The sequence below is a fragment of the Persicitalea jodogahamensis genome, from assembly GCF_014651615.1.
Lineage (GTDB): Bacteria > Bacteroidota > Bacteroidia > Cytophagales > Spirosomataceae > Persicitalea > Persicitalea jodogahamensis.
This window is the reverse complement of sequence record NZ_BMXF01000003.1, coordinates 400,021-425,449: the sequence shown is the minus strand read 5'-3', so window position 1 is coordinate 425,449 and position 25,429 is coordinate 400,021. Positions and strand designations below refer to the sequence as shown.

22 protein-coding genes are annotated in these 25,429 nt (G+C 49.5%); 12 read left to right on the top strand and 10 right to left on the bottom strand.

Annotation, left to right across the window (positions count from 1 at the left end; genetic code table 11):
- The first annotated feature begins 7 nt into the window (after nt 1-7).
- Nucleotides 8-1,780 carry a glycosyltransferase family 39 protein gene (locus IE117_RS17225; protein ID WP_189565717.1) on the top strand — a complete coding sequence of 591 codons (1,773 nt, stop codon included), beginning with the start codon at nt 8-10 and terminating at the stop codon, nt 1,778-1,780.
- A 243-nt stretch (nt 1,781-2,023) separates the two neighbouring features.
- Here the strand turns inward: IE117_RS17225 and IE117_RS17220 are convergent, their stop codons facing one another.
- Nucleotides 2,024-2,779 carry an RNA methyltransferase gene (locus IE117_RS17220; RefSeq protein WP_189565716.1) on the bottom strand — a complete coding sequence of 252 codons (756 nt, stop codon included), beginning with the start codon at nt 2,777-2,779 and terminating at the stop codon, nt 2,024-2,026.
- Here IE117_RS17220 and tamL point away from each other — a divergent pair.
- From tamL to secG, 6 genes are all read left to right on the top strand, one after another.
- On the top strand, nt 2,770-5,253 hold the full coding sequence (gene tamL / locus IE117_RS17215) for a translocation and assembly module lipoprotein TamL (protein ID WP_445482618.1): 2,484 nt from the start codon (nt 2,770-2,772) through the stop codon (nt 5,251-5,253). The two genes, IE117_RS17220 and tamL, sit on opposite strands and share 10 nt — an antisense overlap.
- A gap of 145 nt (nt 5,254-5,398) precedes the next feature.
- Nucleotides 5,399-6,832: a tRNA (N6-isopentenyl adenosine(37)-C2)-methylthiotransferase MiaB gene (gene miaB / locus IE117_RS17210; protein WP_189565715.1), complete on the top strand. Its 1,434-nt coding sequence runs from the start codon at nt 5,399-5,401 to the stop codon at nt 6,830-6,832.
- A gap of 72 nt (nt 6,833-6,904) precedes the next feature.
- The gene (locus tag IE117_RS17205) at nt 6,905-8,254 is read left to right on the top strand and encodes a sigma-54 interaction domain-containing protein (RefSeq protein WP_189565714.1); all 1,350 of its coding nucleotides are present in this window, start codon (nt 6,905-6,907) and stop codon (nt 8,252-8,254) included.
- Nucleotides 8,255-8,267: 13 nt separating this feature from the next.
- A complete protein-coding gene (locus IE117_RS17200; protein ID WP_229581056.1) occupies nt 8,268-8,816 on the top strand; it encodes an LptE family protein in 549 nt (182 codons plus the stop codon).
- A 61-nt stretch (nt 8,817-8,877) separates the two neighbouring features.
- Nucleotides 8,878-9,711 (top strand): DUF8458 domain-containing protein, encoded by an 834-nt coding sequence (locus IE117_RS17195; RefSeq protein WP_189565712.1) that lies wholly within the window; start codon nt 8,878-8,880, stop codon nt 9,709-9,711.
- Between the two features lie 167 nt (nt 9,712-9,878).
- Nucleotides 9,879-10,235 carry a preprotein translocase subunit SecG gene (gene secG / locus IE117_RS17190; RefSeq protein WP_189565711.1) on the top strand — a complete coding sequence of 119 codons (357 nt, stop codon included), beginning with the start codon at nt 9,879-9,881 and terminating at the stop codon, nt 10,233-10,235.
- Between the two features lie 105 nt (nt 10,236-10,340).
- Here secG and IE117_RS17185 read toward each other — a convergent pair whose 3' ends face one another.
- Nucleotides 10,341-11,048 (bottom strand): hypothetical protein, encoded by a 708-nt coding sequence (locus tag IE117_RS17185; RefSeq protein WP_189565710.1) that lies wholly within the window; start codon nt 11,046-11,048, stop codon nt 10,341-10,343.
- A gap of 223 nt (nt 11,049-11,271) precedes the next feature.
- Between IE117_RS17185 and IE117_RS17180 the strand changes: the two genes are divergently transcribed.
- The 4 genes from IE117_RS17180 (at nt 11,272) to IE117_RS17165 (ending at nt 15,917) form a co-directional block, all read left to right on the top strand.
- Entirely contained in the window at nt 11,272-11,571 is a 300-nt protein-coding gene (locus tag IE117_RS17180) for a co-chaperone GroES (protein ID WP_189565709.1), read from the top strand.
- Nucleotides 11,572-11,671: 100 nt separating this feature from the next.
- Nucleotides 11,672-13,309: a chaperonin GroEL gene (gene groL, locus IE117_RS17175; protein ID WP_189565708.1), complete on the top strand. Its 1,638-nt coding sequence runs from the start codon at nt 11,672-11,674 to the stop codon at nt 13,307-13,309.
- A gap of 304 nt (nt 13,310-13,613) precedes the next feature.
- Nucleotides 13,614-14,060, top strand: coding sequence for a DUF4174 domain-containing protein (locus IE117_RS17170; RefSeq protein WP_189565707.1), 447 nt, complete (start codon nt 13,614-13,616; stop codon nt 14,058-14,060).
- Between the two features lie 81 nt (nt 14,061-14,141).
- Nucleotides 14,142-15,917, top strand: coding sequence for a DNA polymerase III subunit gamma/tau (locus IE117_RS17165; RefSeq protein WP_189565706.1), 1,776 nt, complete (start codon nt 14,142-14,144; stop codon nt 15,915-15,917).
- Here the strand turns inward: IE117_RS17165 and coaE are convergent.
- The 6 genes from coaE to nusB form a co-directional block, all read right to left on the bottom strand.
- Complete coding sequence (gene coaE, locus IE117_RS17160) at nt 15,914-16,528, bottom strand: dephospho-CoA kinase (RefSeq protein WP_189565705.1); 615 nt, start codon at nt 16,526-16,528, stop codon at nt 15,914-15,916. The genes IE117_RS17165 and coaE overlap by 4 nt on opposite strands.
- Nucleotides 16,528-17,148 (bottom strand): YbbR-like domain-containing protein, encoded by a 621-nt coding sequence (locus IE117_RS17155; protein ID WP_189565704.1) that lies wholly within the window; start codon nt 17,146-17,148, stop codon nt 16,528-16,530. The genes coaE and IE117_RS17155 overlap by 1 nt, the downstream gene beginning before the upstream one ends.
- 49 nt (nt 17,149-17,197) lie before the next feature.
- Nucleotides 17,198-17,497, bottom strand: a complete 300-nt coding sequence (yajC, locus tag IE117_RS17150; protein ID WP_189565703.1) for a preprotein translocase subunit YajC — start codon at nt 17,495-17,497, stop codon at nt 17,198-17,200.
- 41 nt (nt 17,498-17,538) lie between these two features.
- A complete protein-coding gene (locus IE117_RS17145; protein WP_229581054.1) occupies nt 17,539-17,994 on the bottom strand; it encodes a DUF1573 domain-containing protein in 456 nt (151 codons plus the stop codon).
- A 26-nt stretch (nt 17,995-18,020) separates the two neighbouring features.
- Nucleotides 18,021-18,323 carry a YtxH domain-containing protein gene (locus tag IE117_RS17140; protein ID WP_189565702.1) on the bottom strand — a complete coding sequence of 101 codons (303 nt, stop codon included), beginning with the start codon at nt 18,321-18,323 and terminating at the stop codon, nt 18,021-18,023.
- 77 nt (nt 18,324-18,400) lie between these two features.
- Entirely contained in the window at nt 18,401-19,564 is a 1,164-nt protein-coding gene (gene nusB, locus IE117_RS17135) for a transcription antitermination factor NusB (RefSeq protein ID WP_189565701.1), read from the bottom strand.
- Between the two features lie 265 nt (nt 19,565-19,829).
- Here nusB and IE117_RS17130 point away from each other — a divergent pair, with 265 nt between their 5' ends.
- Entirely contained in the window at nt 19,830-21,614 is a 1,785-nt protein-coding gene (locus IE117_RS17130; RefSeq protein WP_189565700.1) for an ABC transporter ATP-binding protein, read from the top strand.
- 19 nt (nt 21,615-21,633) lie between these two features.
- Here IE117_RS17130 and bla read toward each other — a convergent pair whose 3' ends face one another.
- Both bla and IE117_RS17120 read right to left on the bottom strand, forming a co-directional pair.
- The gene (gene bla / locus IE117_RS17125) at nt 21,634-22,431 is read right to left on the bottom strand and encodes a subclass B1 metallo-beta-lactamase (protein ID WP_189565699.1); all 798 of its coding nucleotides are present in this window, start codon (nt 22,429-22,431) and stop codon (nt 21,634-21,636) included.
- 160 nt (nt 22,432-22,591) lie between these two features.
- On the bottom strand, nt 22,592-25,402 hold the full coding sequence (locus tag IE117_RS17120; protein ID WP_189565698.1) for a M16 family metallopeptidase: 2,811 nt from the start codon (nt 25,400-25,402) through the stop codon (nt 22,592-22,594).
- Nucleotides 25,403-25,429 lie beyond the last annotated feature (27 nt).

The window sequence follows — 25,429 nt, the reverse complement described above, 5'->3', positions numbered from 1 at the left end:
TATACGGATGAAATTCCCACCAAAGTACCTCCTGCTCATTATCGTTGCGCTGGCTTTTGTCTTGCGCGTATACAAATCGGACAGCTACGGGGTATTTCTGGATGAGAAATACACGCTCGTCATTTCACAGGGAATCGTGATGGAAGGCGCGAATCAGAAGGACGTGTTCTTCACGCCGGGCAAGCGGTATTTTACTCCGAAAGAGTTCTGGAAAGAAAAAACGTTCAATGACTTCATCGAGGCCAACATCCGGGGAGATATTGGCAATAGTCCGGCCTATTACGGTGTGTTTTGGCTCTGGACGAAGCTGTTCGGACTTAGCGATTTTTCGGTCCGATTCCTTTCCGTTCTCTTCAGTACCGCCATCGTCGCCCTGGTTTACGTGTTCGTAAAAAGGCATTTCCGCTCCGAATCGCTGGCTTTGATCAGTGCGTCCATCACCGCGTTCGAGCCGTTTTTTGTCGCGTACAGCCACCAGGCCCGCAACTACTCCATGAGCTTTTTTCTGACTTTGCTGGCTACACACCTCTTTTTATTGGTCGTGAGGCCAAGAAGTAGTTCCACCTCAGAAAAAACCTCAGCGTGGCTTTACCTGGCCTATGGATTGGTATTCGTGTTGAGTTTACTCTCACATTACCTTACCCTTACCGTTTTTCTCTGTCACGGGTTGTATGCCCTGTTTTTTTTGAGGCCCTTCAAGCGCTGGATTCCTTTTGTAGCCACGGCACTGGTGGGTATCGGCCTTGTGGCGCTTTGGTTTGTGTTTGGTGGCGGGAAGTACACCTTTCAAACCCTGGCTTATCAGGCCAAGCTTTACGGAGAACTGGCCCAGACCCACCCTTATGATAATCCGTTCGCTATCATTCTGCCCGCCACGTTCGCGAATGTGGCCATAAAATCAGCACCGCTCTGGGCCGATTTACTGATGTTTACCAATGGCCTGGGCCAAATTGAATTCCTGGGTCTGAGGAATATTCTCCTGTCGCTCGTATTGGGAGGGGTAGCTGCCTGGTGCCTGCATAGGTACCTGACTTCCCAAAAGTACCCCGCCGTTTATTTGGCAGCTTTCGCGCTGCTGCTGGTAACGGGTATGCCGTTTTACACTGTCCCCAAGTTGCAGTACGTGGTTTTGGCAGCCGCTCCATCTTTCCTTTATCTTCTGGCTGGTTTCCTAAAAAACCATACTGCCGAAACTCCCCGTTCGCTGCTGTGGTTCATGGCCATGCTGGCCATCGTTCCGACGCTGTTTCTGGTGATTATGTCCTTCAAGAACAACCACACCTATGGACTAACCCAACGCTACTCCGGCTTCTCGTTCCCGTACTCCATTCTGTTTGTCGCGATGATGCTGAAGCAGTTCTGGAAGCTGCCTGCTGCGCCTAAGGCAATCCTCGGGGTAGTGCTAGGCATACAGCTGTACTTTATCGGGAATCTGCTGGTGCGTATTTATCAGGACCGCGACCCAAAGTACACTTACTTTGTGAACCCACGCGGTCCCAACCCTTACATGACCACCGCCGGAAAAATTGTTGAACAGTACGCTCCCGGAGATACCATTCTCTACCCCTCGGTCAAGCTTCATCCGCGCGATGAAATCGAGCGGACCCACTCGCCCTACGCTATTCAGGACGCTCAACTGACCAACCTCTACCTGCCCAAGGACGCTGAATATTACCAGCGCATGGACACGACGCAAACCGATAAAGTCATATTGATTAAAGGCGCCACCGGAAAACGGGAGGTACTTTTTGACTTTGAAGGCCGAAAATACCGGTACTGATAAAAAAAGTCCGGGACTTTCGGCGCTTTCGAACACAACTCCCCTTCTTTCAAGACGTTGCCGGTATTCTGCACTGGTTGGTCCCAAGCCTTCTGCTAAACCCTTTTTGTGGCATTGGCCCCGGCATTCCGGGTAAGGGATTCGCCGTTTAACGTCAGAGTGTTTGGTGCTCGGGGAAATTGAATTATTAATTGAAGAAAATAATTCAAACGCTGGCTTTTAAATTACAAATTGTGCGATCGACTACTTCATCCCCCGCCGCCATCCATCACACAACACTGCCGTGGCAATCCCTACGTTCAGTGATTCTGCCCCGCCGAAGCGGGGAATCGTGACGCGGTGCGTAATATGCTGAGCGACCTCCGGCCCAATGCCTCTTGACTCGTTACCCATCACGATGTACCCACCCTGCCTGGGGAACGAAAAATCGTACAAAGACTCTCCATCCAAAAATGCGCCGATGAGCTTTTGCTGGTCGGGCAGATCTTCAACAAACTTCGGTAAGTCAGTATAGTGAGCCTGCACTCGGGTAAACGAACCTTTGCTGGCAGCGATAACCTTGGGATTATAAAAATCGGTGGTACTGGGCGAGCAAATGATTTTCGTGATTCCGTACCAGTCGGCAATGCGGAGGATGGTGCCGAGATTGCCCGGGTCGCGCACATCATCAAGCATAAGGCCATATTCACCCAGCTGTACACGCAAAAAAACGTTTTCCTTCGTTTTGGCTACGGCCAGGCAGGCGTCATTGCTTTGGAAAGTACCCAGCCGATCCATCTCGGCGGTTGTGGCCACGATCCAGTTAGCGGCAGTGTGGGACGAATTACTTCCGTATTTTTGCAAAAATTCCTGAGTGGCAACCACGAATTCGGTCTGATAATCGGAGGCAAGCAGTTCTAGGACGCTCTTGGACCCTTCCACGACGAAAGCTCCGGACTGCTGACGGTACTTTTTGATTTTCAGCGAATTGATATACTTGATTTGATTTTTTGAGAGCATTGAACAGAGGGCGTGTTTTTTCAGGTATCGGATTTTTTTGCTTCGTCGCAGCAGTTTGGCTGTCGGGCTGCGTCCGGCTATCGCCTGGCAATGAGAAAAAATATTTGCTGGGGACAACTACTTTTAAAGGCAACAAAATTATTAAGGATAGCGAGTTTGAGGCCCTAATTCCGCAGAAACCGAACCGCCGTTTCCTGGGTTTGCCGCTTTATCCCTACCTAGCATTCTACCAGGCCGCCAGTGTGACCTACGACAGTGCCTACCATCACCGCAAGTTAGATTCTCTGACGCTGGAATACCAAAGAAAAAGCGATAGTCTTGAAGGCAATCCCCGCCAGCTGAAAATTGTACAGCGCAAATATGCCCGCAAAATTGCCCGTACCAGACGCCGATTGACCGAGGGAAACGACTTCATGCGTATTTTCGGCGAGCCACCTGTGTATTTCGACTCGTTAGCGATTACCAAAAACGCTGAGAAGCTGCGCGGCTACCTGTTTAACAACGGCTTTTTTGAAAATGAAGTCCGCTTTACCACTGACACTGCCTTCCGCCGCATAAGAACTACCTATTTAATACAGGAAAATCGACCAACCCGCCTGCGAAATGTACAGTACAGCATTTCTGACCTGCGGGTGGATAGCCTGGTGTTGTCTGCAAAAGACCAGTCTACCCTCAAAAGCAGCGCCCGCTACAAGGGAGATGCGTTTGAAGAAGAACGCATCCGGCTGGAAATCCTGCTCAGGAACAACGGCTATTATGGCTTTTCCAGGCAGTCGATTACGTATCTGATCAACGACACCATCTCGGCTCCGGCCACCGACAGTCTTTTCCGGCAAGTTGACGTTTTCGTAAGGCTGGAAGCACCCAATGGACAGGAATCTTTTAAAGCCTATCCCGTCGAATCCGTGCAATTCGAGGTTCTGCCACCGGACAATTCGCCCGATTCTTTGTTTCAGAGAGACACGACAAGGTTTCAGGATATTCGTTACGTTTTTACCGACAAAAAATTCTCACCCCGCATCCTGAACAGTAAGATGCTGATACGCCCGGGGAAATTGTATAGCCAGGAGGACGAACGCGAAACACAGAGGCAACTCTCGCTCACCGACCAGTTCCGCTTTGTAAACTACGGCTTCGATACCACCGCTCAGGGGCTAAAAAGCTATTTCCGTGCCATTCCGCTTGATAAGTACCAGGTTACGGCCGACGTGGGAATGAACGTCATTCAGCTCCAGCAGGCACCTGGGCCGTTTGCCAACCTTTCCTACAAAATCAGAAATATCTTCCACGGGCTGGAAAATTTCGAGGTCAACCTGCGCGGTGGTGTTGAAGCAGTGACGGGGTTCAACGACGGGAACCTCTACCGCAGCCAGGAAATGAGCGTAAACACCTCGTTGCTTTTTCCTCAACTACTGTTTCCGGGCAATTTTCGCTACCGGTTCGGACGTTACAACCCGCGGACTCAGGTCGGGCTGGGATTCAACTACGTCAACCGGCCGGAGTATGCCCGTTCGAGTGCCAAGGCGGCGATGACCTACACACTTCAGCCTTCCACCACAACGTTTATCAACCTCTCGCTCCTGGACCTGAATGTGCTGAACACAACCCGACTTGCTCCGGAGTTTGAGCGTTTACTGGACACGCTGCAGATGCAGGGCAATAATCTTTTCAACAGCTTCCGTCGCTCGTTCGTGTCTGACGTGAATTTCACCTTTGTCCGCAACACCAACCTGTTCATAGGCCCACCCAAAAAAGCCAGCTATCTTCGCGTAGCCCTGGAATCGGGGGGTACCAGTATCGGCATCCTACCCAAACAGCAGCAATTCATTGAAAACGTTTTTGGCAACAACCTCCAGTTTTTCCAGTACCTCCGCTGGAATGTTGACTACCGCCGGTACTTGCCCGTGGGTCGCCGCGCCTCTCTTGTGGCCCGTCTCAACACGGGTAGTGTGTATAGCTACGGCGTGAACTCGGTGCCGCCTTATGAAAAGTACTTCTTTGCGGGTGGTTCCAACAGCGTACGGGCGTGGCTGCCGCGCCGACTGGGACCGGGGTCCTCGCCACCACGCATCACCTCTGCCAACTTCACGGTGGAGGCTCCCGGCGAACTGCTCATGGAAGGGAACCTGGAATACCGGGGGCACCTGGTGCACTTTTTCGGCGATATCAACTACGCCATCTTTCTTGATGCAGGCAACGTATGGACGCTGCCCACTACGACAAGCGCAAAAACGGGCGAATATGCCGCGGGCGATTTTCGCTGGGACAAATTTGGCAAGCAGATTGCCCTGGGTACCGGCTTCGGACTCCGCTACGATCTGCAATATTTTGTACTTCGGTTCGATTTTGGTTTAAAACTCTACGACCCGAATCGCCAGGAGTTTGTCCTGGACGAATTCTCCTGGCGCAAGCCTTTCAACACCCGCCAACCTAATTATCTCAATTTCAATCTGGGTGTCGGATATCCTTTCTGATCAGCTGTAATGAGCAGGAATCCCTCCGCCCGGGTAAGCATTAATATTCGTTAAACAGCCCGTAAATTGAGTATCAAACTGCCACTTTGTCAGTTATTTTATTAATTTTGCTGTTTGAAATTACCTATCAACACATCGACCCCAGATGAGTATTGCCTTAAAAATATTGACCTCCGAAGACAAAGAAGCTTGTGAGACAGTCAAAGTGAGCGAAGAGGAGGTATCCCTGGATAAAAAAAAGCTGTTCATCGAGAGCTACGGCTGCCAGATGAATTTTTCGGATAGCGAGATCGTCGCCTCCGTGATGCGGGGCGCGGGTTTCGCCACGACTGCAAGCGAGCAGGATGCGGACCTGATTTTTCTTAATACCTGCGCCATTCGTGACAACGCCGAGCAGAAAGTTCGCAACCGCCTTCAGCAACTCAATCACCTGAAGAAAAAGAAACCCGGCCTGCTCATCGGTGTGCTGGGTTGCATGGCCGAACGGCTGAAAGCCAAGTTGCTGGAAGAGGAAAAAATGGTGGACATCGTCACCGGCCCTGATGCCTATCGGGACCTGCCTCGCCTGATCGAAGAAGCCGAAACGGGACAAAAGGCGGTAAACGTGTTGCTGTCCCGCGAAGAGACATACGCCGACATTTCGCCCATTCGCCTGAATTCCAATGGCGTAACGGCCTTTATATCAATCATGCGAGGTTGCAACAATATGTGCAGCTTCTGCGTGGTACCCTTCACACGGGGCCGCGAGCGCAGCCGCGATCCGCACAGCATCGTCCGTGAAGCAGAGGAGCTGTTCGCCCAAGGCTACCGGGAGGTAACGTTGCTGGGTCAAAACGTTGATTCCTACCATTACGGCAACGCCCAGAACGGTGAACAGTCCTACGATTTTGCCGAACTACTCGGGATGGTCGCGCGGGTGCACCCCGATCTGCGCGTTCGGTTCAGCACTTCTCATCCCAAGGATATCACGGATCGGGTACTCTACGCCATGCGGGATCACGAAAACGTTTGCAACTACATTCACCTCCCTGCCCAAAGTGGCAACAGCCGGATTCTGGAATTAATGAACCGCACGTACGACCGCGAATGGTACATGCAGAAAATTGATCGTATCCGCGCCATTCTGGGCGAAGACTGCGGGATTTCGCATGATATGATCACGGGCTTCTGCACCGAAACCGAAGCCGAACACCAGGACACGCTTACCCTGATGGAGTATGTCCGCTACGACTATGGCTATATGTTTGCCTATTCCGAGCGTCCTGGTACTCCGGCAGCCAAAAAGCTGCAAGATGACATACCCTACGACGTAAAGCTTCGCCGCCTCAACGAGGTTATCGCCCTGCAACAAAAGCATTCCCTTGAACGTAATCAACGGCTTGTGGGACGGGTTCACAAGGTACTGGTAGAAGGTACTTCCAAGCGTTCCGACGGAGACTTGCAGGGTCGGAATGACCAAAACAAAGTCGTCGTTTTCCCTCGTAAAGACTTCAATAAAGGCGATTACGTCCACGTCCTGGTCACTGAATGTACTGCAGCTACCTTAATCGGCCATTCAGTAGAAGAAGTGGCAGCGTGACGCTGCTTGTCCGCATTTGCACCGCCAACTGTTCACCTGCACCGGCGTACCGGTCAACTTTCCATCTACAACTTGGATTTATCAGAAATACAATCCGTCAAAAATCGCTTCGGCATTATCGGAGCCGCGCCTGCGCTTAACTACGCCATTAATGTAGCCATGCAGGTGGCGGCTACTGACCTTACGGTGCTCATAACGGGAGAAAGCGGCAGCGGTAAGGAATCTTTTTCCAAAATAATCCACAGCCTGAGCGTACGTAAACACGGAAACTTTATTGCTATCAACTGTGGAGCCATCCCCGAGGGAACGATCGACTCCGAGCTGTTCGGACATGAGAAAGGGGCCTTTACAGGAGCTTTGGATGCTCGTAAAGGGTACTTCGAGACTACCAACGGCGGCACAATCTTCCTGGACGAAATTGGTGAAATGCCCCTGGGAACGCAGGCCCGATTGCTACGGGTACTTGAAAATGGCGAATACATCCGGGTAGGGGCGTCAAAAACCCAAAAAACCGATGTACGGGTGGTGGCGGCCACCAATGTCAATCTTCTGGATGCGGTCAATAAGGGAAAATTCCGGGAAGACCTATACTACCGCCTTAACACTGTCCCGATCTACGTGCCGCCGCTGCGTGAGCGCGACGAAGATGTGCTGATGCTTTTCCGCAAATTCACCAACGACTTCGCCGAACGCTACCGCACCCGACCAGTCCGGTTATCCCCTGACGCGCGCCAAACCCTGCTATCCTTTGACTTTCCCGGCAACATCCGGCAGTTGAAAAACATTGCCGAGCAAATCACCATTCTGGAAACGGACAAGGAGGAACCCATCGATGCCGATACGCTCTGGCGGTATCTCAATCCTGTCAACCCGTCGTCGCGGCGAACGGTGAGCCAGGCACTGGTGCCATTGAGTCTGGGAGAAGATGCCACTTCTTTTTCGGAACGGGAAATCTTGTACAAGGTACTTTTCGAGATGCGCCGTGACGTGACCGAACTGAAAAAACTAGTGAGGGAAGTACTGAAAGACGAACAGTCCAATCATGAAATCCTGAAAAATCATCAGGACTTATTTGATAACATTAACCCTGCCGACGCTCCCGTAACGGAGACTTCACGATTGCTCGCAGCGCATGAGGAGCGCCTTTCGAACAATGCAAGAAACGACAGCTCAAGCCGTGAATATACTCCGGCTAGCCGGGTAGTCGACCTTGACCGCTATTCTCAGGCCCGCAGCCAAATCGAGGATGTAGAGCATATTGCCGAAGAGGAAGAATCGCTTTCTCTGGAAGACCAGGAAAAAGATCTCATCATAAAGGCGCTTCGGCGGAATAATAACAAACGAAAGTATGCTGCCCAGGCGTTGGGTATTTCGGAAAGAACGCTGTACCGGAAGATTAAGCAGTATGATATCGACGAGTAGGCAGACAGCAGTTATGAGAAATAAGATTTTGCCTAAAAAAACACTTTATGTGAAGTACCTGCGCTATCGCACTATGATGTCGGTTCTGTGCCTTTGTTTCATCAGTGTTGGCTGCGGAGTGTATTCTTTCACCGGAACCAGCCTTTCTCCTGATATAAAGACCTTTACGGTACTTAATTTCAGCACGGGCGTGGCGGGTGGTCCGGCGAACTTGCCAATTCAGGTGAATGAAAAATTGAAAGAATATTTTCAAAGAAACACCAACCTGACACTATTGCCGACGGGCGGGGATCTGATTCTGGAAGGAACACTGACAGGCTATGATGTGATCCCGGTAGCCCCCACGGCCAACGATCAGGCAGGCTTCAACCGACTGACCGTCACCGTACAGATCCGCTTTACCAATACGCTGGATGAAACCAAAGACTTCGATCAGTCCTTTTCTTTTTATGCCGACTTCCCGCAGGGGCAAACCCTAAATCAAAACGAGTCTCGGTTACTACCTGGCATTCTGGATCAGATCGTACAAAATATCTTTAACAAATCTGCCGCTGACTGGTAGGCTCCGCTCGTTTTTCGTAATTTTGGGGCTTTTCTCCTGACACCAAGCCCTACATACTTCAATGAACAAGGTCGATAAAGAAACCTTCGCCTATTGGGTGACGCACCCCCAGGACATCGGGTCGGGCAATCTCCTCCGACTGGAAGAAACGACCAAGGCTTTTCCGTACTGCCAAATCAGCTACGCCCTGCTCGCGAAGGCCGCCGCGGATAGTGGTTCCTCGCGCCTGACTGAGCTGGTGCCGCTCGCAGCAGCATATACCCTTAACCGGGGCGCATTGCGCCGATTGGTGGAAAACGATTCGGCCTGGTCGGGCGCATTACTTGATCGCCTCACAGAGCTGCCCCAGAGCAGAAACGGCTCACGTGACCGTGCCACCCCCTACGGGCGGGACAACCCCATTTCCCTGGTCCGCTTCGAAGATCGTTTTGTTAAAACTTCCGACCACGCCGGATTGCAGGAAGAAAAGCTTCCCGAAACTCCACCCGTGGACGAAACAGTACTGACCGAAAAATCGCTGGAAAACGACCTAACTTACAAGCGCCTCAAACCAACCCCAATGCCTACCATCGAGCTACTGCCGCTCCCCACACCACGCGCCGATGAACGTCGTAAACAACAGGAAATAATTGAGGCATTCATCCGGAAAGACCCTCGCATCGGCCCCATCAGGCCTGATGCCAACGCGCCCGACCCCGAAGTAACGGACCTGTCGCAACGCACTCAGGGTGTCGCCCTTGGCGGTTTGGTCACCGAATCATTTGCCAAAATCCTTATAAAACAAGGTAAAACGGATAAGGCAATCGAGATCTACGAAAAACTAATATTGAAAAACCCGGAAAAAAGCGATTACTTTGCGCAAAAAATCAAAGAACTGGGAGGAAGCAGCGAATGATAGCTATTGAATGACAATGGGGTGCCTGTCAATAATTCTATACACTCTGTCGTTCAAGAATTCACAATTGTCAGATTGACTTTTCGCTGACCTGATCCGGCGCTCTATTTTTTTTGTGTGAACGTTACGTATTGAAATTTTATCACTCATAATACATTATAACAGAAATGTACTTAGCTCTTGTAATTCTGGTGGCCATTATCGCCGTACTTCTCATTCTTATTGTTCTCGTGCAAAATTCCAAGGGCGGCGGTCTTTCCAGCGAATTTAGCGGTGGAGCAGGCGGCCAAATGTTTGGCGTCAAAAAAACGACCGACTTGTTGGAACAAGTTACCTGGGGAATGGCCGGAGCCATTATGATTATCTCCCTTGCGTCGTATGTCATGGTCGGCAATGGCTCCGATGCCAGCCAAACCATCAATAGTGTGAACGTGGAAAAAGCCCAGAACTCTGCTGTTCCCGGTGGCAATATCGCCCCGCTGCCTGCACCGGCTCCTGCCACAACGCCTGGCGACACCAACTGATAATCGACATCTTGTATTTATTAAAGGCCACGGGGTCCTTCGATTGTCGAAGGACCCCGTGGCCTTTTTCATGGCAGGTTTTGCCTCAAATATCCAATGAGGGCTTTACTCTTTACTCAAATACTTTGCCATCAAATGCTTAGCCGCTGGAAGCAGGGTTTCGTTGACTGGGTATTCCCGAGGTGACTCCACCATGTATGTGGCTGGGTTGGGCAATTGTGTATAGCGTCGGGTGAGCTCCACTTTCATGTTTTCAAATGTAGTACTAAGGTTTTTACGCATGGAATCGATTCGCTGAGTTTGGATGATTCTTTCGCGTCGGGCGTCAAAGAGCGTTACCTGATAGCGATAAATCGTTGCCTCGCGACTGGATTGCCGGTAAACAAAGAGGTAGCCTTCCTCCGTTCGCAGCGGTACGATGCCAATTGGCATTATCTTCAAACTGGCTTTCACTTCATCGTATCGCGATTGTCCTTCCTGCATAAGTTGGGAAAACTGCGGAATAGCAAATTCCAGAATATCACCTATCTCCTCCAAGTGCGCTCCGTCCTGGTGAGTATTTTGATAAATCCACCGCAATTGGGCAGGATCTACTCCGGTGAGATCCTTCGGAAATTGGGCACGCATCGAAATCTGCGACTCTTTGAGGGTGACGCTACTGTCATAATGTTCCCTGACCTGTACCAGGTGAGGAAACAGAACATGTTTGTTGAATTCCTCCCGCACATGCTGCAAATATGCCAGTAAGACATACTTTTTGTACTCAAAGTCAAGAATTCCGTCAGTGAGCCACTGGCTGGATAATTTTGTCATGTTATAAAAACGATGATTAACGACGAAAATTTAGTCATTTCTGGTAAAAAACAAAATCATATTTTCTCCCGGACGTTCAGAGGCCCATTTTCTTCTAGATATGATCAAAAATAGGATTGTCATATTCTCCCTGTAAATATGACAGACATTCCGGCTGGCACAAATTCTGCCTGTATAGTTCATGTCAAGAATATTTTGTGACAACTTAAAACTGTAAATTAATATGTCAACCTTAATCGAAGAAAAAGTGAGCGTACAACCCCTGGCCGACCGGGTGCTGGTAGAACCTGCCCCCGCCGAAGAAAAAACTGCATTTGGTATCATCATCCCAGATACCGCCAAAGAAAAGCCTCAGCGCGGTACCGTAATGGCGGCTGGTCCTGGTAAAACCGACGAGCCAATGACTGTGAAAGTAGGCGATACCGTCCTTTATGGCAAGTACTCCGGCACTGAACTGACCGTCGATGGCAAAGATTGCCTGATCATGCGCGAGTCGGATATCTTCGCTGTTATCAACAACTAATTGTGACAGGGCTTTCTGCCCATTCCATTAGAGAATTGTGAATGAGAGGATACTATCATTCACTCATTAAAAACAAAAACTACTTAAAAAGAAACTAGTTATGTCTAAGCAAATATTTTTTGATTCAGAAGCCCGCGATAAGATCAAGCGGGGTGTAGATACTCTGGCTGACGCGGTGAAGGTAACACTCGGCCCACGTGGTCGCAACGTCGTTATCGATAAGAAGTTCGGTTCACCTACCATCACGAAAGATGGCGTGACCGTGGCCAAAGAAATTGAACTGAAAGATGCCATGGAGAACATGGGCGCTCAGTTGGTAAAGGAAGTAGCTTCTAAAACGGCCGATTCGGCTGGTGACGGAACTACTACTGCTACCGTTCTGGCTCAGGCCATTTACACTATCGGTGTGAAAAACGTTGCTGCCGGTGCCAATCCAATGGATTTGAAGCGCGGTATCGACAAGGCTGTCAGTGCCATCGTAAAAAATCTGGAAGAGCAGAAGAAAAACATCTCTACTTCCAAGGAAATCGCCCAGGTAGCTACCATTTCTGCCAACCACGACGAGGAAATCGGTAAAATGATTGCTGAGGCGATGGAGAAAGTAGGGAAGGAAGGTGTTATCACCGTAGAAGAAGCGCGTGGTACCGAAACCGAAGTTAAAACGGTGGAAGGTATGCAGTTCGATCGCGGGTACCTTTCTCCTTACTTCGTGACCAACACGGAGAAAATGGAGGTTGAAATGGAGCGCCCTTACATCCTGATTTCTGAGAAGAAAGTTTCTTCCATGAAAGAATTGCTCCCTGTATTGGAGGCCGTAGCCCAGACGGGCCGTCCTTTGATCATCCTTGCTGAGGATGTGGACGGCGAAGCCCTTGCTACGCTGGTAGTGAACAAAATCCGTGGTGCTTTGAAAGTAGCCGCCGTAAAAGCTCCTGGCTTCGGCGACCGCCGCAAAGCTATGCTGGAAGACATCGCCATCCTGACGGGCGGCCAGGTTATCAGCGAAGAGCGTGGTTTCAAACTTGAGAACGCAACTCTTGAGTACCTTGGTAGCTGCGACAAGGCAATTATCGATAAAGACAACACTACCCTGATCAATGGTGAAGGTGCCAAGGATGATATCGACGGCCGCGTAAACCAGATCAAGGCGCAAATCGAAAACACAACTTCTGACTACGACCGTGAGAAGCTGCAGGAGCGTCTGGCTAAATTGTCAGGCGGTGTAGCTATCCTGTACATCGGTGCAGCTACGGAAGTGGAAATGAAAGAGAAGAAAGACCGCGTCGATGACGCCCTTCACGCTACCCGCGCTGCCGTTGAGGAAGGCGTAGTAGCTGGTGGTGGTGTGGCATTGATCCGTGCCGTAGAAGCGTTGAATGACCTGAAAGGCAGCAACGAAGACGAGAACACGGGTATCAATATCATCCGCATGGCGGTTGAGTCGCCGCTCCGTACGATCGTTGCCAACTCAGGTGGAGAAGGTTCCGTAGTAATCCAGAAAGTGAAAGAAGGTAAGGGCGCCTACGGCTATAACGCCAAGGACAATACTTACGAAGACTTGCTGGAGGCGGGTATCATCGACCCTAAGAAAGTGACTCGCCTGGCGCTTGAAAACGCCGCTTCGGTAGCAGGTATGTTGCTCACGACTGAGTGCGTGATTGCTGACGAGCCTGAAGAAGACAAAGGTGGCGGCATGGGCGGCCATGGACATGGCGGCGGCATGGGTGGAATGATGTAATTCCAGCCAAATACCGAATGCCGGGAGCGGCGCAGAATTAATTCTGCGCCGCTCCTTTTTTTATGCCCTGACTTTCCTTGGCGGGAAGTAAGCGTCTTTTTTTTTAAAATTTGGATTTCTCGATTTAACCAGACCCCGTAAAACCACAAATATATTACACTGATAATTAAATACTTAAAGAAAATATCTTATAGAATCTGTTCAACCACTCACCGAAAATGAGGCCTGAGATTTGTATTTGAGCTACACAATCGTTAAACTTAACAATAATTTAACATTGGCATAACATACAAGTAATACAGCTATGAAACTCTTCACACCTCTGTCGCGAATATTGATCATTCTCTCCTTCGTTTTTATTATGGTACCGGCCGCTTTTGCCCAACATCAGGACATTCCTGATTTCTTGAAAGAAAAACTGAGCTGGCAGGAGAAACTGGTGGTGATCTATGCTCCTGAGGATCAGAAAAACATTCTCAAAGAACAGATAGAAGCTCTCTACCCGTACATTGACACCCTGCGTCATGAGAAAATAACTGTCGTCCAAATTCCAATGCTGCTCTCAGCAAATAATCGACTGTACCTGAAGAACAAGTTGCGTTACCAAAAAAACCGGATGAACATTTGGGTGATCGACGAAAAAGGGCATTTGCGCATGAGTAGCACCAAGGCGGCCTCCGCGGAACAGTTTCTACGTATTTTAGACTCCGACACGCGCCCTGTTTTGGCAGGGAAGGCACGCTTGCTCTAAAAGCAGAGAACTACCCCGAATATGGATTGTAAGACAAACGGCCTCCTTTGAAAATCCTCCCCCTAGCCGTAACTTGCAGGCATGGAACATTTCGTAGTATCGGCCCGCAAGTATAGGCCCGTCACCTTTGATTCGGTGGTCGGGCAGTCGCACATTACTACCACACTCAAGAACGCCATTCGCACCAATCACCTGGCGCAGGCCTTCCTTTTCTGCGGTCCACGCGGCGTGGGCAAAACTACCTGCGCCCGCATCCTGGCAAAGACGATCAATTGCCAGAATCTCAGCGACGATGTCGAGCCATGCGGCGAATGCGAATCCTGCGTAAGCTTCCAGAATAACGCCTCCTTTAACATACACGAGCTTGACGCGGCTTCCAACAACTCCGTCGATGACATTCGCAATTTGATTGATCAGGTGCGTTATCCGCCTCAGACGGGCAAGTACAAAATCTATATCATCGACGAGGTTCATATGCTTTCTCCGGCGGCATTTAATGCCTTCCTGAAAACGCTTGAGGAACCGCCGAGCTACGCGATATTTATCCTGGCCACTACGGAAAAGCACAAAATTCTGCCAACGATTTTGTCGCGCTGCCAGATTTTTGACTTTAACAGGATCCGGACAAACGACATCGCCGACCATTTGGAGCAAATTGCGCGCAAGGAAGGCATCATTGCCGATCGTGAGGCGCTGGAATTGATAGGCCGTAAGGCAGACGGTGGCTTGCGCGACGCGCTTTCCATGTTCGATCTGAACGTGACGTTCTCGCCGGATAACGAACTGTCATATACCGATGTACTTGAAAACCTTCACATCCTGGACTATGATTATTACTTCAAGATCACGGATGCGTTATTGAAAGGCAGTATTGCCGAATCGCTGCTGTTGTTCGATGAGATAGTCCGAAAAGGATTTGACGGCCATTTGTTTATCATTGGTCTGCTGGAACATCTTCGCAACCTGTTGGTTACCAAAGATCCAATAACGGTGTCGCTTCTGGAAGTGTCGGAAGTAGCCCGAAACAAGTACCTCGACCAATCCCAGCGTTCAGGGATGAGCTTTCTGCTCTCGGCCATGAGTGTAGGCAGTCAGTGCGATATTCACTATAAAACTTCGAAGAATCAGCGACTGCACGTGGAGTTGTGCCTCATGAAAATGGCCAAACTACCTGATTTATTGTCGCTCCAGGCTTTGCCAATAAACGGAGAAACCGGTGCAGAAGTAAAAAAAAAAGCTGAGTCCGGAACCGAGTCTGGTGTAGCCTTAACTACCGAATCGCCGTCACCAGCATACGAAGCAAAACCAACGGCTCAGGTAGCTTCGGTAGATACACCTTCGGCAGCACCCACGGTCACGCCAAGTCTGTCTACGCATAGCAAGCTCCGCAGTACGGCGCATATTACGACGCCCAGCACTGAAGTACCGGCCATCACGACGCAAGTACTGGAAAAAACCGAATCGCCACAACCTGTGGAAAAACGGGAAAAGCTCCCGCTGACATATGATAACCTCTATGAATTCTGGGGGGAATTCGCAAGAAAAAGAAAGATAGAGCGTGATTCAGCTACCGAGGAGTTGATTTTCAATCGCGAATTCAAACTGGACGGTCAGGTAATCCGCATTGCCCTCGACAACGAATTGCAAAAGGAGGCAATGGCCGCCATCCGAAACGAGTTGATTCAGTTTTTGCGAGAAAGGATAGAAGCTCCCTTACTTTCGCTGGATTTTCCGGTCAACCAGCAGGCAGCCAAAAAAGTAGCCTATACCGATAAAGAAAAGTTTGCGGTAATGGCCGAAAAAAACCCCCATCTGCTGGAATTGCAGCAACTGCTGGGGCTGGACATTGAGTTTTAATTTGTCAGGCCGAGTAAGATTTTATGTAAGGCTAAAACTTGCGGTATCAAGGCTACATCCTCTCCATTGTCGACCACATGATCAGCCAGTGTCAAACGCTCCTCATCAGAAATCTGATTTTTGACAATCGCCTCAATTTCTTCTACCGACCGCTGGGGATCACGCCATTTTATCCTGTTGATTCTAAGTGACAAAGGGGCAGTGACTACTAGTACTTTGTCCAGCAGATTCCCCTCTCCTGCCCTGTTCATCAGGGCCGCTTCCCGGATCACGTAGGGATGCGACACATGTAGCTGAAGCCAATGGTTGCTATCGGCAAGTACGCGGGGATGAATGATTTGATTGAGTTTTTGAAGAAGCAGGGCGTCGGAGAAAACCCGTGAAGCCACATATTTTCGGTTGTAGGTACCGTCGGCAGTGAAGGATTCATCCCCCAACAGCGCGACTACTTCCTTCCTGATAACCGGGTCATGATTTGTCAGCCACCTGGCCCGGGAATCAGCCTCATAAACGGGAATCCCCAAACAAGAAAAAATCCGGCAAACGGTACTTTTACCGGAGCCGATACCGCCCGTTACCCCAATCTGTAAGGGCTTTTTAGGCACATTCATTATTGCAGAGCCGGAATGTTTCGCAATATCCGGGCCACCTCAAAACTTACCAGAACATTGGAATGGCTGACTTCAACAGACTGAACCTTGGGAATGTTGAGCGGGAGAATTTCGTCGTAGTTATTCTGGATTTTGCGGGTCGGAATGCGTACTACGATCGTATCGGGATAGGTATTCAGCATTGAAGCTGGGCCCTCGACTGAAATTAACGAAGGAGATACGTTTATCAGACTTGATATAACATATCCCTGCCGCATGTTGATGCCTGAACTATCCACTCGAACGGGAATGATACGAGTCTTTTTTCGCTCAAAATCCAGTTCAAGGGTATCGGCGACTACATAGTTGACCTGGATGCCAGGAAAATGCTCAGCCAGGTTGTCAGTCAGGGAAATCGTGTTGATGAAGTTAGCTTTTAGTGGATTGCTCACCTTATATTCAAGAGGGCGTTCAGCAAAACTTAGCCAGGATTTCCGCAGTAGATTCCAACCATTACCCGACACATTTACCGATACCGTTTTCGGCAATGGCTCTACCGGGACGAATTCCGTTTCATCATAGTCAAAATGAATTGGATAATCCAGTCGTAATGAATAGCCATCCTTATTTAGGGCGGTCATCAGCCAAAAAAAAGCTGCAGCCAAAAAACAGACGGCGAAGACCTTCATTTTATTTTACCGTGCGGCTTACGGCTGATTTGTCAAAAGTGAGCTTAACGCCCTTATCCAAGTCTAATGTCACGGTCGTTTCGTCAACCAGGAATACTTTGCCGTGCATACCACCGATGGTCACTACCTCATCACCCTTTTTAATTCCAGCTAATAACTCCTTTTGTTCACGAGCCTTCTTCTGCTGGGGGCGAATCATAAAGAAATAAAATACACCGATGATCCCGACCCACATTATGACCTGATATATCATGGCCTGAGAGCCGCCGGGTTGTGCTTGAGCAAGAATTACGTTTAACATTTAATTGAAGGAAGGTTAATAATGATAAGTAACAGTTCTACTTAAATTGAAGAGGTCGAATCGGGAGCTTCCGCCACCATACCCTGAATGCGTAATTCGGAGTAGGCGGGCTCGGTGTTGGCAAACACAGTAATAGTCTTCACCTGCGGACCGGGTTTGCCTTTGCTATTGAAGCGTACCTGAATCGAAGATTCAGCTCCAGGTGCAATGGGTTCGCGTGGCCATTCAGGAATAGTACACCCGCAAGATGCCGTTACGTTGTTAATGATCAATGGAAACTGACCATCATTTTTAAATTTGAATTCGTGTTCTACGACATCCCCTTCTGTAATGTCACCAAATTGATAAGTCGAATCGCTCAACATAGTGATGACCGGAATCTTGCTTTTCAAGTCATCTCTCCCTTCTTCGGCTTCATTACTCTTGGCACCGCAGCCAGCCAAGAGCGCCATTACAAACAGGGAGAAAAACAGTGTAAAGATTGAATTACTTTTCATAAGAAAATTATTCTTTAAACAATGAATCAATTACTCTGATTCTTGATTTGTGCCATAAGCTTGTCCACATCTTCAAGCAGACGCTCTGCCTTTTCTCGGGCATCACTCACGACTCTTTCTCCCTCGGCTTTGGCCATACTTTCAGGAAAATCATCGCGTTCCATCAGATCGGCAATTAGTTTTTCGATCTGTTCCTTGTATTTGGAAAGCCTGAAAGTCAGGCGATCGCGGGTGATCTCACCTTTTTGGGGAGCATACAGAATGCCTAAAAAAATACCCGTAGCGCAGCCCGTTATATAGAAGAATAAATTGCTGGTTGACTTGCTCATTGATCGTTTCGTTAGTCGTTATGTGTTGAGAATAGTTTGCCAAAAAGGCATAAAAAACGTGCCTATACGCAGCCGTTCTACTTATTGTCAATCAATCCCCGGCCACTTTTGCGAATTACACCTGTTTCGGCCAGCCGCTTGGCTAGTCGATCCAGGTTTCCGTTTACAAAACTACCACTTTTCAGGGTACTGTACCGCTTTGCTATCTCGATAAATTCGTTTATTGTCACTTTCACCGGGATTCCAGGAAAGTGAATCAGTTCGGCCAGAGCAGCTTTCAGGATAATCATATCCAATAGAGCGACTCGATCCAGATCCCAGTTTTTTAGCTGCTCTAGTATATAGCCTTCATATTCGGCATCGTTCTCCACCGCTTTCTTGAATAATTCTTCCACAAAAAAACGATCTTCGTCCCAATCTTCGGTCAGTTGGGCCAATTGTATTTTTCCGTCATTAGCCGACCGCAATGTTTTAATGGACATACTGCGGATAATATCGAAGTGTTCCTCCCAGTACAGGTCGTTTTGCTCAAAATGCTCGACGGGAATTTCGTGTTTCAGAATCACATTTCTCAGCACGTGCTGAGCCATTTTCTGGTCTTCTTCGGGTGTATGCGCTGGCTGCTCGCAGTAGTTAATGTAATCCTCGTCTTTACATAGTGCCTCACGGTATGTCTTTCGCACTATGCTCATGTCGTTCCCCCAGGAAATGCCCCGCCGGATGATCTCCACTTCCAACTCAGTGTCGGCGCGCATGAGCCGGACCACTTCGTTATCGTTCAAACCGGAGGCTGTCGGAAAGGGGTTGTCAGGATTACGGACAATGCGCTCCCGATCGAGCTCCGACTGGTGAGCGAGTTCCAGCATAAGCGCCAGAATGCGCAAAAATTCATCGTAGATTCCCTCAGTTTCCTGCAAGACCCTTTTTACGACCAATGGGCGATCTACTTTGTTTTGTTGCACAAAGTTCTGATAAGCCCGGTGAGCGGTCTGAATCACTTCGCGAGGCACCTGCTCGTCGCTGGCAGGCTGACCGTTTTCCACATACTCATCCAGTGTCAGCAACGCCAATCGCTTCAAGCCTTCCAGCTTTTCAAGATTTTGTGGCTGCATCGAGTTGAGATCGGGAACGTAGTAGGCTGCGATTTCATCTTTGGCAAGTTGCAAATTGGCATCCGCCGATATCCGGCTGGCGTAAAGTGCCTGCACAGCCTTGGAACGTAGTAATCTTCGGTTAAGCATATTTTGTAAGTTCGAAGTTTATGACGGGGCAGCCCGTGCTGTTCAATGTTTACAGTTCGGTGGGTGGCAGAGACTGTTTCAGCCGTTTACTATGCTAAACTCTAAACATTGAACCTTAAACTCCCTTTCGGGCTGCAAAATTAGACTATTTCTATAACAATAAGAAGCTGGTGGAGGAATGAGTGACGTCACGGTGCAACGTTTTGCCTGGGTGGTGTGTTAAAAGGCAAGCACAAATTAAAACCTTACCTACCAGCCTCTGCACGTGAAAGCACTCGCGTATCTCAACAAGTATCTCGTCAAATACAAGTGGTACCTCATTCTGGGGACGCTCTTTACGATCATCTCCAATCTTTTTGGCATTATACCGGCACAACTCGTACGCTACGCGCTCGATTTGGTTGGCGAAACCCTCGACATATACTATCTATTTGACGGTTCAGCCATTCAGGCTGACATGTACGAGGTCTTTACGAACACTATTCTGCTTTACGGGCTGCTCATTCTGGCGATGGCTCTCCTGAAAGGTTTTTTCCTTTTTCTGGTACGGCAGACAATCATCGTGATGTCCCGGCATATTGAGTATGATCTTAAAAACGAGATCTACGAGCATTATCAGACCCTTCCGATGAGCTTTTACCGTCAGCACAACACAGGCGACCTGATGGCCCGGGTATCGGAGGACGTAAGTAAGGTGCGGATGTACGTAGGTCCGGCGATGATGTACGGCATCAACCTGATTGTACTTTTTGTACTCGTGATATCCTATATGGTGTCCGTCAACGGTAAGCTGACATTTTATGTTCTTCTGCCATTGCCTCTGCTTTCGGTCAGTATTTACGTGGTCAACAGCATCATCATGAGGCGGTCGGAGGAAATTCAGCGACAGCTGTCCGCCATGTCCACTTATGTGCAGGAAGCGTTTTCAGGGATCAGGGTGATCAAAGCTTTCGTACAGGAGAAATATTCATTTCTCAATTTCCAGAAGGAAACAGAGGATTTCAAGACCAAGTCGCTGAATCTGACGAAAGTAGACGCGTTGTTTTTTCCAATCATCATGCTCCTGGTCGGTCTGAGCAACGTGCTGGTAATCTATGTCGGCGGACAAGAAATCATTAACGGCAATCTGACGCCCGGCAACATCACAGAGTTTATCATCTATGTAAACATGCTTACCTGGCCGGTGATGGCTCTGGGTTGGACAACCAGTCAAATCCAACGCGCGGCGGCATCTCAGGCACGGATCAATGAGTACCTGAATATAAAAACGCACATCACTTCCGACAAAAAACTGAAACCCGAGATCGAGGGGGCGTTACGATTTGAAAACGTCAGTTTTCATTATCCCGATTCGGGAATTCGGGCTTTGCAACATTTTAATCTGGATGTGAAACCCGGTGAAAGTATCGCCGTGCTGGGCACGACCGGCTCGGGCAAAAGTACCCTCGCCAACCTCATTTGCCGCCTCTACGACCCAACGGAAGGGAAGATCTACCTGGATGGTCAGCCACTGAAAGACTACGATGTTCAGTATGTCCGCCGTCAGATGGGGTATGTACCGCAGGATGTGTTCCTGTTTTCCGACACGATTGCCAACAATGTGCAATTTGGCACCGACGGTCTGCCGCAGGAAAAAATCGAGCAAGCCGTGCGTGATGCCGACCTATCCGCCAACATCGAAGAATTTCCGCAGGGCTACGACACCCGCCTTGGCGAACGTGGGGTGACGCTTTCGGGTGGACAGAAACAACGGCTCTCAATTGCCCGCGCCATTGCCCGCGAACCGAAAATACTTATCTTGGACGACTGCCTGTCGGCGGTGGATACGAGTACGGAAAACATTATCCTGAACAACCTCAAAAGAATTATGCAGAATCGCACATCGGTGATTATCTCCCACCGCGTGTCATCTGCCAAACTGGCTGACCGCATCGTGATGCTCGACGATGGTCATGTTGTCCAGCAAGGTACCCACGCGGAATTAATCGGGGTGGATGGCGCCTATAAGGAACTGTATGAGAAGCAGCTGGCAGTTGAGGAAATTGGCTAAATTATGAAAAGTACCCTTTTCACTTTTCGAAAAGCGTAGCTGTAAAATCGAACAATTCTTGCCCGCCCGCTTTGCCGTGACCTGGAATCACCACAAATGTTTGTGGGTATTTCGATTTGACCTTTCTGGCAGTTTCGGGCCAGGCAGCCACGTTGGCGTCTTCCAGATTTCCTTTTGTTGCCCCTATTTCCTTGATCAGGCAACCACCGAACAGCACTCTGTCGGTCGGGGAGTAGCCGATAACGTTGTCTTTGGTATGGCCCTCGCCGATGAATTGCGCATACACTTTTTGATCTCCTACTTCAAGCGCCAGAGAATCATTAAAACTGTTTTTTGGTAGCGGCGATCCCTTTAATTTCAGAAATTCGATTGTCCTTTCACTGGCGTAGGACGGAATATTGTTTTGGTGGAATGCGTCGATCCCACCTACGCAATCGGCGTGAAAATGGGTGGCTACGACACCTTTGATCTGACAACCCATTTCTTTGGCCAGAAAATCGATGAGTTCCTGAGAACCTCTATCGTCGGTTGGCGTATCGAAGACAACGGCTTCGTTTCCGTTCACAACGACCATCCCGTTGCAGGCGACTCGGCCAAAACTGTCCGTATCAAGGAAGGAGATGTGCTGGTAGGTATGTCCGGAAATTTGATTGACAATCAGATTTTCAGAGTTGTAAACTTCTTTTCCGCTGATCGAAAACTGGGTAATCTCTGATTTTACCGAATCTGCCGCCTGTCCCTGACTGTCATTTTTACTTTGGCAGGAAAGAAAAGTAAGCGCCACGAATGCGGCAATAAGTAAGGTTGGTTTTGTCATAGTTTTAGAAAATGATTGGTTTTCGGCAACCGGATCGGAATTCAATGAGTGAAAAAGGAAGATGATGACTGTTATCAGCAAAACAACATACTGCAACAATAGCAAACAAGCCCGACATCCATGAATGAATGTCGGGCTTGTCGTCACGTTTGGCTATTGGTTATTTTTTAGGGTTGCCGCCCATTGAAGCCGGCGAATTGTCCGTTTTGGGCTGTTCCTTCCGCGCTTTCTCAAAATCTCCGGCTTTAATGACCGTGATTTTATCGTAGTCGATGTACTTGGCAGCGGCGGCTTTCACGTCGGCGGGTGTAAGGGCTTCAATTTTTTTCTCGAAGTCAGCGTCCCAATCCATCGTGCGATCAAGGTACAAGTTGTTGCTGAGCGTTCCGGCCAAGGAGGCGTCCTGAGCCCGGCTAACCTGCCGCTGCTGCAGATAGCCCGATTTGGCCGCCTTCAGCTCATCGGCCGTAAAGCCCTCCTTCACGGCCTTTTCAATTTCTTCCTTGAAGGCCTGTTCCAGTTTCTCGGCGTTCTGCGGCGCGTAGATGGCATAAGCCAGGAAACTACCGTTTTTATCCAGCGAGCTAGCGTTGAACTGCGAACCTACACCGTAACTCAAACCTTCTTTCTGACGAATGCGGGTGGCCAGGCGCGAGTTGATAAAGCCACCGCCAAGCATAAAGTTGGCCATTACCAGCGCCGGATAGTCAGGGTCGCTGTCTTGCAGTGGCATATTCAGTCCCGCCACAAACATTGAGTTTGCTTTGTCCGGTGTTTCAAAGGATTTATTCTGAGGCTTTACCGCCTGGTAAGGCGATGCAATGCGGGTAAAGGGTTTGGCACTTTTCCATGAACCAAACTGGTTGTCGATGATTTTCTGAACCTCATCTTTATCAAAATCTCCTACCACGGCGATGGAGGCATTGTTGGCCCCGTAGAAATCTTTGTAAAACTCCTTCACCTGGTCGATAGTGGCAGCCTTAAGATCGGCCACGTCTTCGTCGAAAGTCGCTACGTAGCGAATGTCTCCCTTTGGATAGGGAGACGTTATCCGACGGTACTCGTTGATGGCAATGGCCTGCGGCTCGCTACGCTGCGCTTCGATTTGCGCCAATTCTTCCTGCTTCAATTTTTCAAATTCGCTGGCTTCAAACGACGGATTTTTCAGTACATCGGCCACCAGCTTCATCACAGCGGGCAGATTTTCGCGGGTAGTTTCGATATTCACCCCTGCCTGATTGTTACCACCGAAGAAATTCACACGGGCGTTCAGTCGGTCAAACTCATCTTTGATTTCCTGACGAGTCTTGTCCTTGGTTCCTTTGTTCAGCATTGAAGCAGTCAGGCTGGCAATAGTACCTTTTTTCATCAGACTCTTTTCATCCCCCAGGCGGAGGGTCATGCGGGCAGCGACCACGTTTCCGCGCGTTTGCTTGGGTAGCAAGGCGATTTCGATAGTGTTTGGCTTTTCGATGCGGGTAGTGCGCGTCTCAATATTTTCAGGAGAGGGATCAAATGCCTCTCCCTGCGCCATGGCAGCCTCACCTTTATAATCCTTTACAAGCGCAGCCACATCAGGTGCTTCCGGAACCTCGGTGCGGTCGGGCTTGGCGGTAGGAATGAAAGTACCCACGGTGCGGTTGGAAGGCTTCAAATACTGCTGGGCCACCCGGAACACATCATCAGCGGTTACCTTCCTTACATTGTCGCGAAAGAGATAAGCCAGCCGCCAGTCGCCCTCTGCGATGTACTCACTGATCCCCAACCCTACGCGCTCCGAACTACGGAATTGCAAATCCCAGTTTTTCAATATGGCCGCTTTGGCACGCTCCACATCTTCGCCCGAAGGCTTCTTCATTGCGGCGGAATCCAGCGTGGCCAGCATAGCGGCACGGGCTTCTTCCAACGAATTTTCCTTCAGTACCTCGGCTCCGAAATAGACAAAGCCGGGATCATGCAGGGCAAATCCAAAGCCATACTGACTCGATGCTTTTTTGGTGTCCACAAGATTTTTGTACAGTTTTCCATTGGGTTCGGCAGTCAGCACTTCCACCAGCACATCCATTGCGGGGTAGTCGGGGTGCGAGCCGGGCATGATGTGGTAGGCGCAGGCGACCATCTGTACATCGCCCGTGCGGCGCACGACCGTATTGCGTTCGCCATCCTGTACGGGTTCCACGGTGTAGCTCACGGGTAGTTGGCGGGTAGGCTTCGGGATCTTGCCAAACTTTTCCTGAATCAGAGCCAACGTTTTGCCCTCATCGATTTTACCGGACACCATCAGTACGGCGTTATCGGGCTGGTAATATTTCTGATAAAAGGCTTTCAAATTTTCAATGGGTACATTTTCGATATCGGAACGGTTGCCGATGGTAGTTTTGCCGTAGTTGTGCCACTCGAAAGCGGCTGAAGCTACCCGCTGCAACAGCACGCGAAAGGGGCTGTTTTCACCCGACTCGAACTCGTTCCGCACTACGCTAAACTCACTCTCAAGGTCTTTCTTGGCTATATATGAATTCACCATGCGGTCAGCTTCGAGGTCGAGCGCCCATTTCAGGTTTTCATCCGTGGCCGAGAAGGTTTCGAAGTAGTTCGTACGGTCGTACCAGGTGGTGCCATTTGGCCGGGCACCGTGCTCGGTAAGTTCCTGGGGGATATTGGGGTGGCCTGGCGTTCCTTTGAATACCATGTGTTCAAGCAAGTGCGCCATTCCAGTCTCTCCATACCCTTCATGTCTTGAACCTACCAAATAGGTGATGTTAACGGTAGCGGTCGGTTTGGACGGGTCAGGAAACATCAGGACTTTTAGCCCGTTGTCCATCTGGTATTCAGTAATACCCTCCACAGAAGTAATTTTCTTCATACCCTTGGGCACGTCCTGAGCCTGCGCATGGGGTGCAGCGATAAAGGCCAATAAACCAGCCCCAAGCGCGAGCCGCAAAGTTTTACATGTAAATTTAGCTAGGTACATAGATTGGGAATTAGGTTGTTTTGTCGA

What these genes read in the sequence shown, in the direction of transcription:
- secG (WP_189565711.1), top strand. Translation starts at nt 9,879, where the DNA reads ATGTACTTAGCTCTTGTAATTCTGGTGGCCATTATCGCCGTACTTCTC.
- IE117_RS17220 (WP_189565716.1), bottom strand. Translation starts at nt 2,779, where the DNA reads ATGCTCTCAAAAAATCAAATCAAGTATATCAATTCGCTGAAAATCAAA.
- nusB (WP_189565701.1), bottom strand. Translation starts at nt 19,564, where the DNA reads ATGCTTAACCGAAGATTACTACGTTCCAAGGCTGTGCAGGCACTTTAC.
- IE117_RS17165 (WP_189565706.1), top strand. Translation starts at nt 14,142, where the DNA reads ATGGAACATTTCGTAGTATCGGCCCGCAAGTATAGGCCCGTCACCTTT.
- yajC (WP_189565703.1), bottom strand. Translation starts at nt 17,497, where the DNA reads ATGTTAAACGTAATTCTTGCTCAAGCACAACCCGGCGGCTCTCAGGCC.
- IE117_RS17185 (WP_189565710.1), bottom strand. Translation starts at nt 11,048, where the DNA reads ATGACAAAATTATCCAGCCAGTGGCTCACTGACGGAATTCTTGACTTT.
- IE117_RS17225 (WP_189565717.1), top strand. Translation starts at nt 8, where the DNA reads ATGAAATTCCCACCAAAGTACCTCCTGCTCATTATCGTTGCGCTGGCT.
- IE117_RS17140 (WP_189565702.1), bottom strand. Translation starts at nt 18,323, where the DNA reads ATGAGCAAGTCAACCAGCAATTTATTCTTCTATATAACGGGCTGCGCT.
- groL (WP_189565708.1), top strand. Translation starts at nt 11,672, where the DNA reads ATGTCTAAGCAAATATTTTTTGATTCAGAAGCCCGCGATAAGATCAAG.
- IE117_RS17120 (WP_189565698.1), bottom strand. Translation starts at nt 25,402, where the DNA reads ATGTACCTAGCTAAATTTACATGTAAAACTTTGCGGCTCGCGCTTGGG.
- coaE (WP_189565705.1), bottom strand. Translation starts at nt 16,528, where the DNA reads ATGAATGTGCCTAAAAAGCCCTTACAGATTGGGGTAACGGGCGGTATC.
- IE117_RS17155 (WP_189565704.1), bottom strand. Translation starts at nt 17,148, where the DNA reads ATGACCGCCCTAAATAAGGATGGCTATTCATTACGACTGGATTATCCA.
- IE117_RS17170 (WP_189565707.1), top strand. Translation starts at nt 13,614, where the DNA reads ATGAAACTCTTCACACCTCTGTCGCGAATATTGATCATTCTCTCCTTC.
- miaB (WP_189565715.1), top strand. Translation starts at nt 5,399, where the DNA reads ATGAGTATTGCCTTAAAAATATTGACCTCCGAAGACAAAGAAGCTTGT.
- IE117_RS17180 (WP_189565709.1), top strand. Translation starts at nt 11,272, where the DNA reads ATGTCAACCTTAATCGAAGAAAAAGTGAGCGTACAACCCCTGGCCGAC.
- IE117_RS17145 (WP_229581054.1), bottom strand. Translation starts at nt 17,994, where the DNA reads ATGAAAAGTAATTCAATCTTTACACTGTTTTTCTCCCTGTTTGTAATG.
- bla (WP_189565699.1), bottom strand. Translation starts at nt 22,431, where the DNA reads ATGACAAAACCAACCTTACTTATTGCCGCATTCGTGGCGCTTACTTTT.
- IE117_RS17195 (WP_189565712.1), top strand. Translation starts at nt 8,878, where the DNA reads ATGAACAAGGTCGATAAAGAAACCTTCGCCTATTGGGTGACGCACCCC.
- IE117_RS17200 (WP_229581056.1), top strand. Translation starts at nt 8,268, where the DNA reads ATGAGAAATAAGATTTTGCCTAAAAAAACACTTTATGTGAAGTACCTG.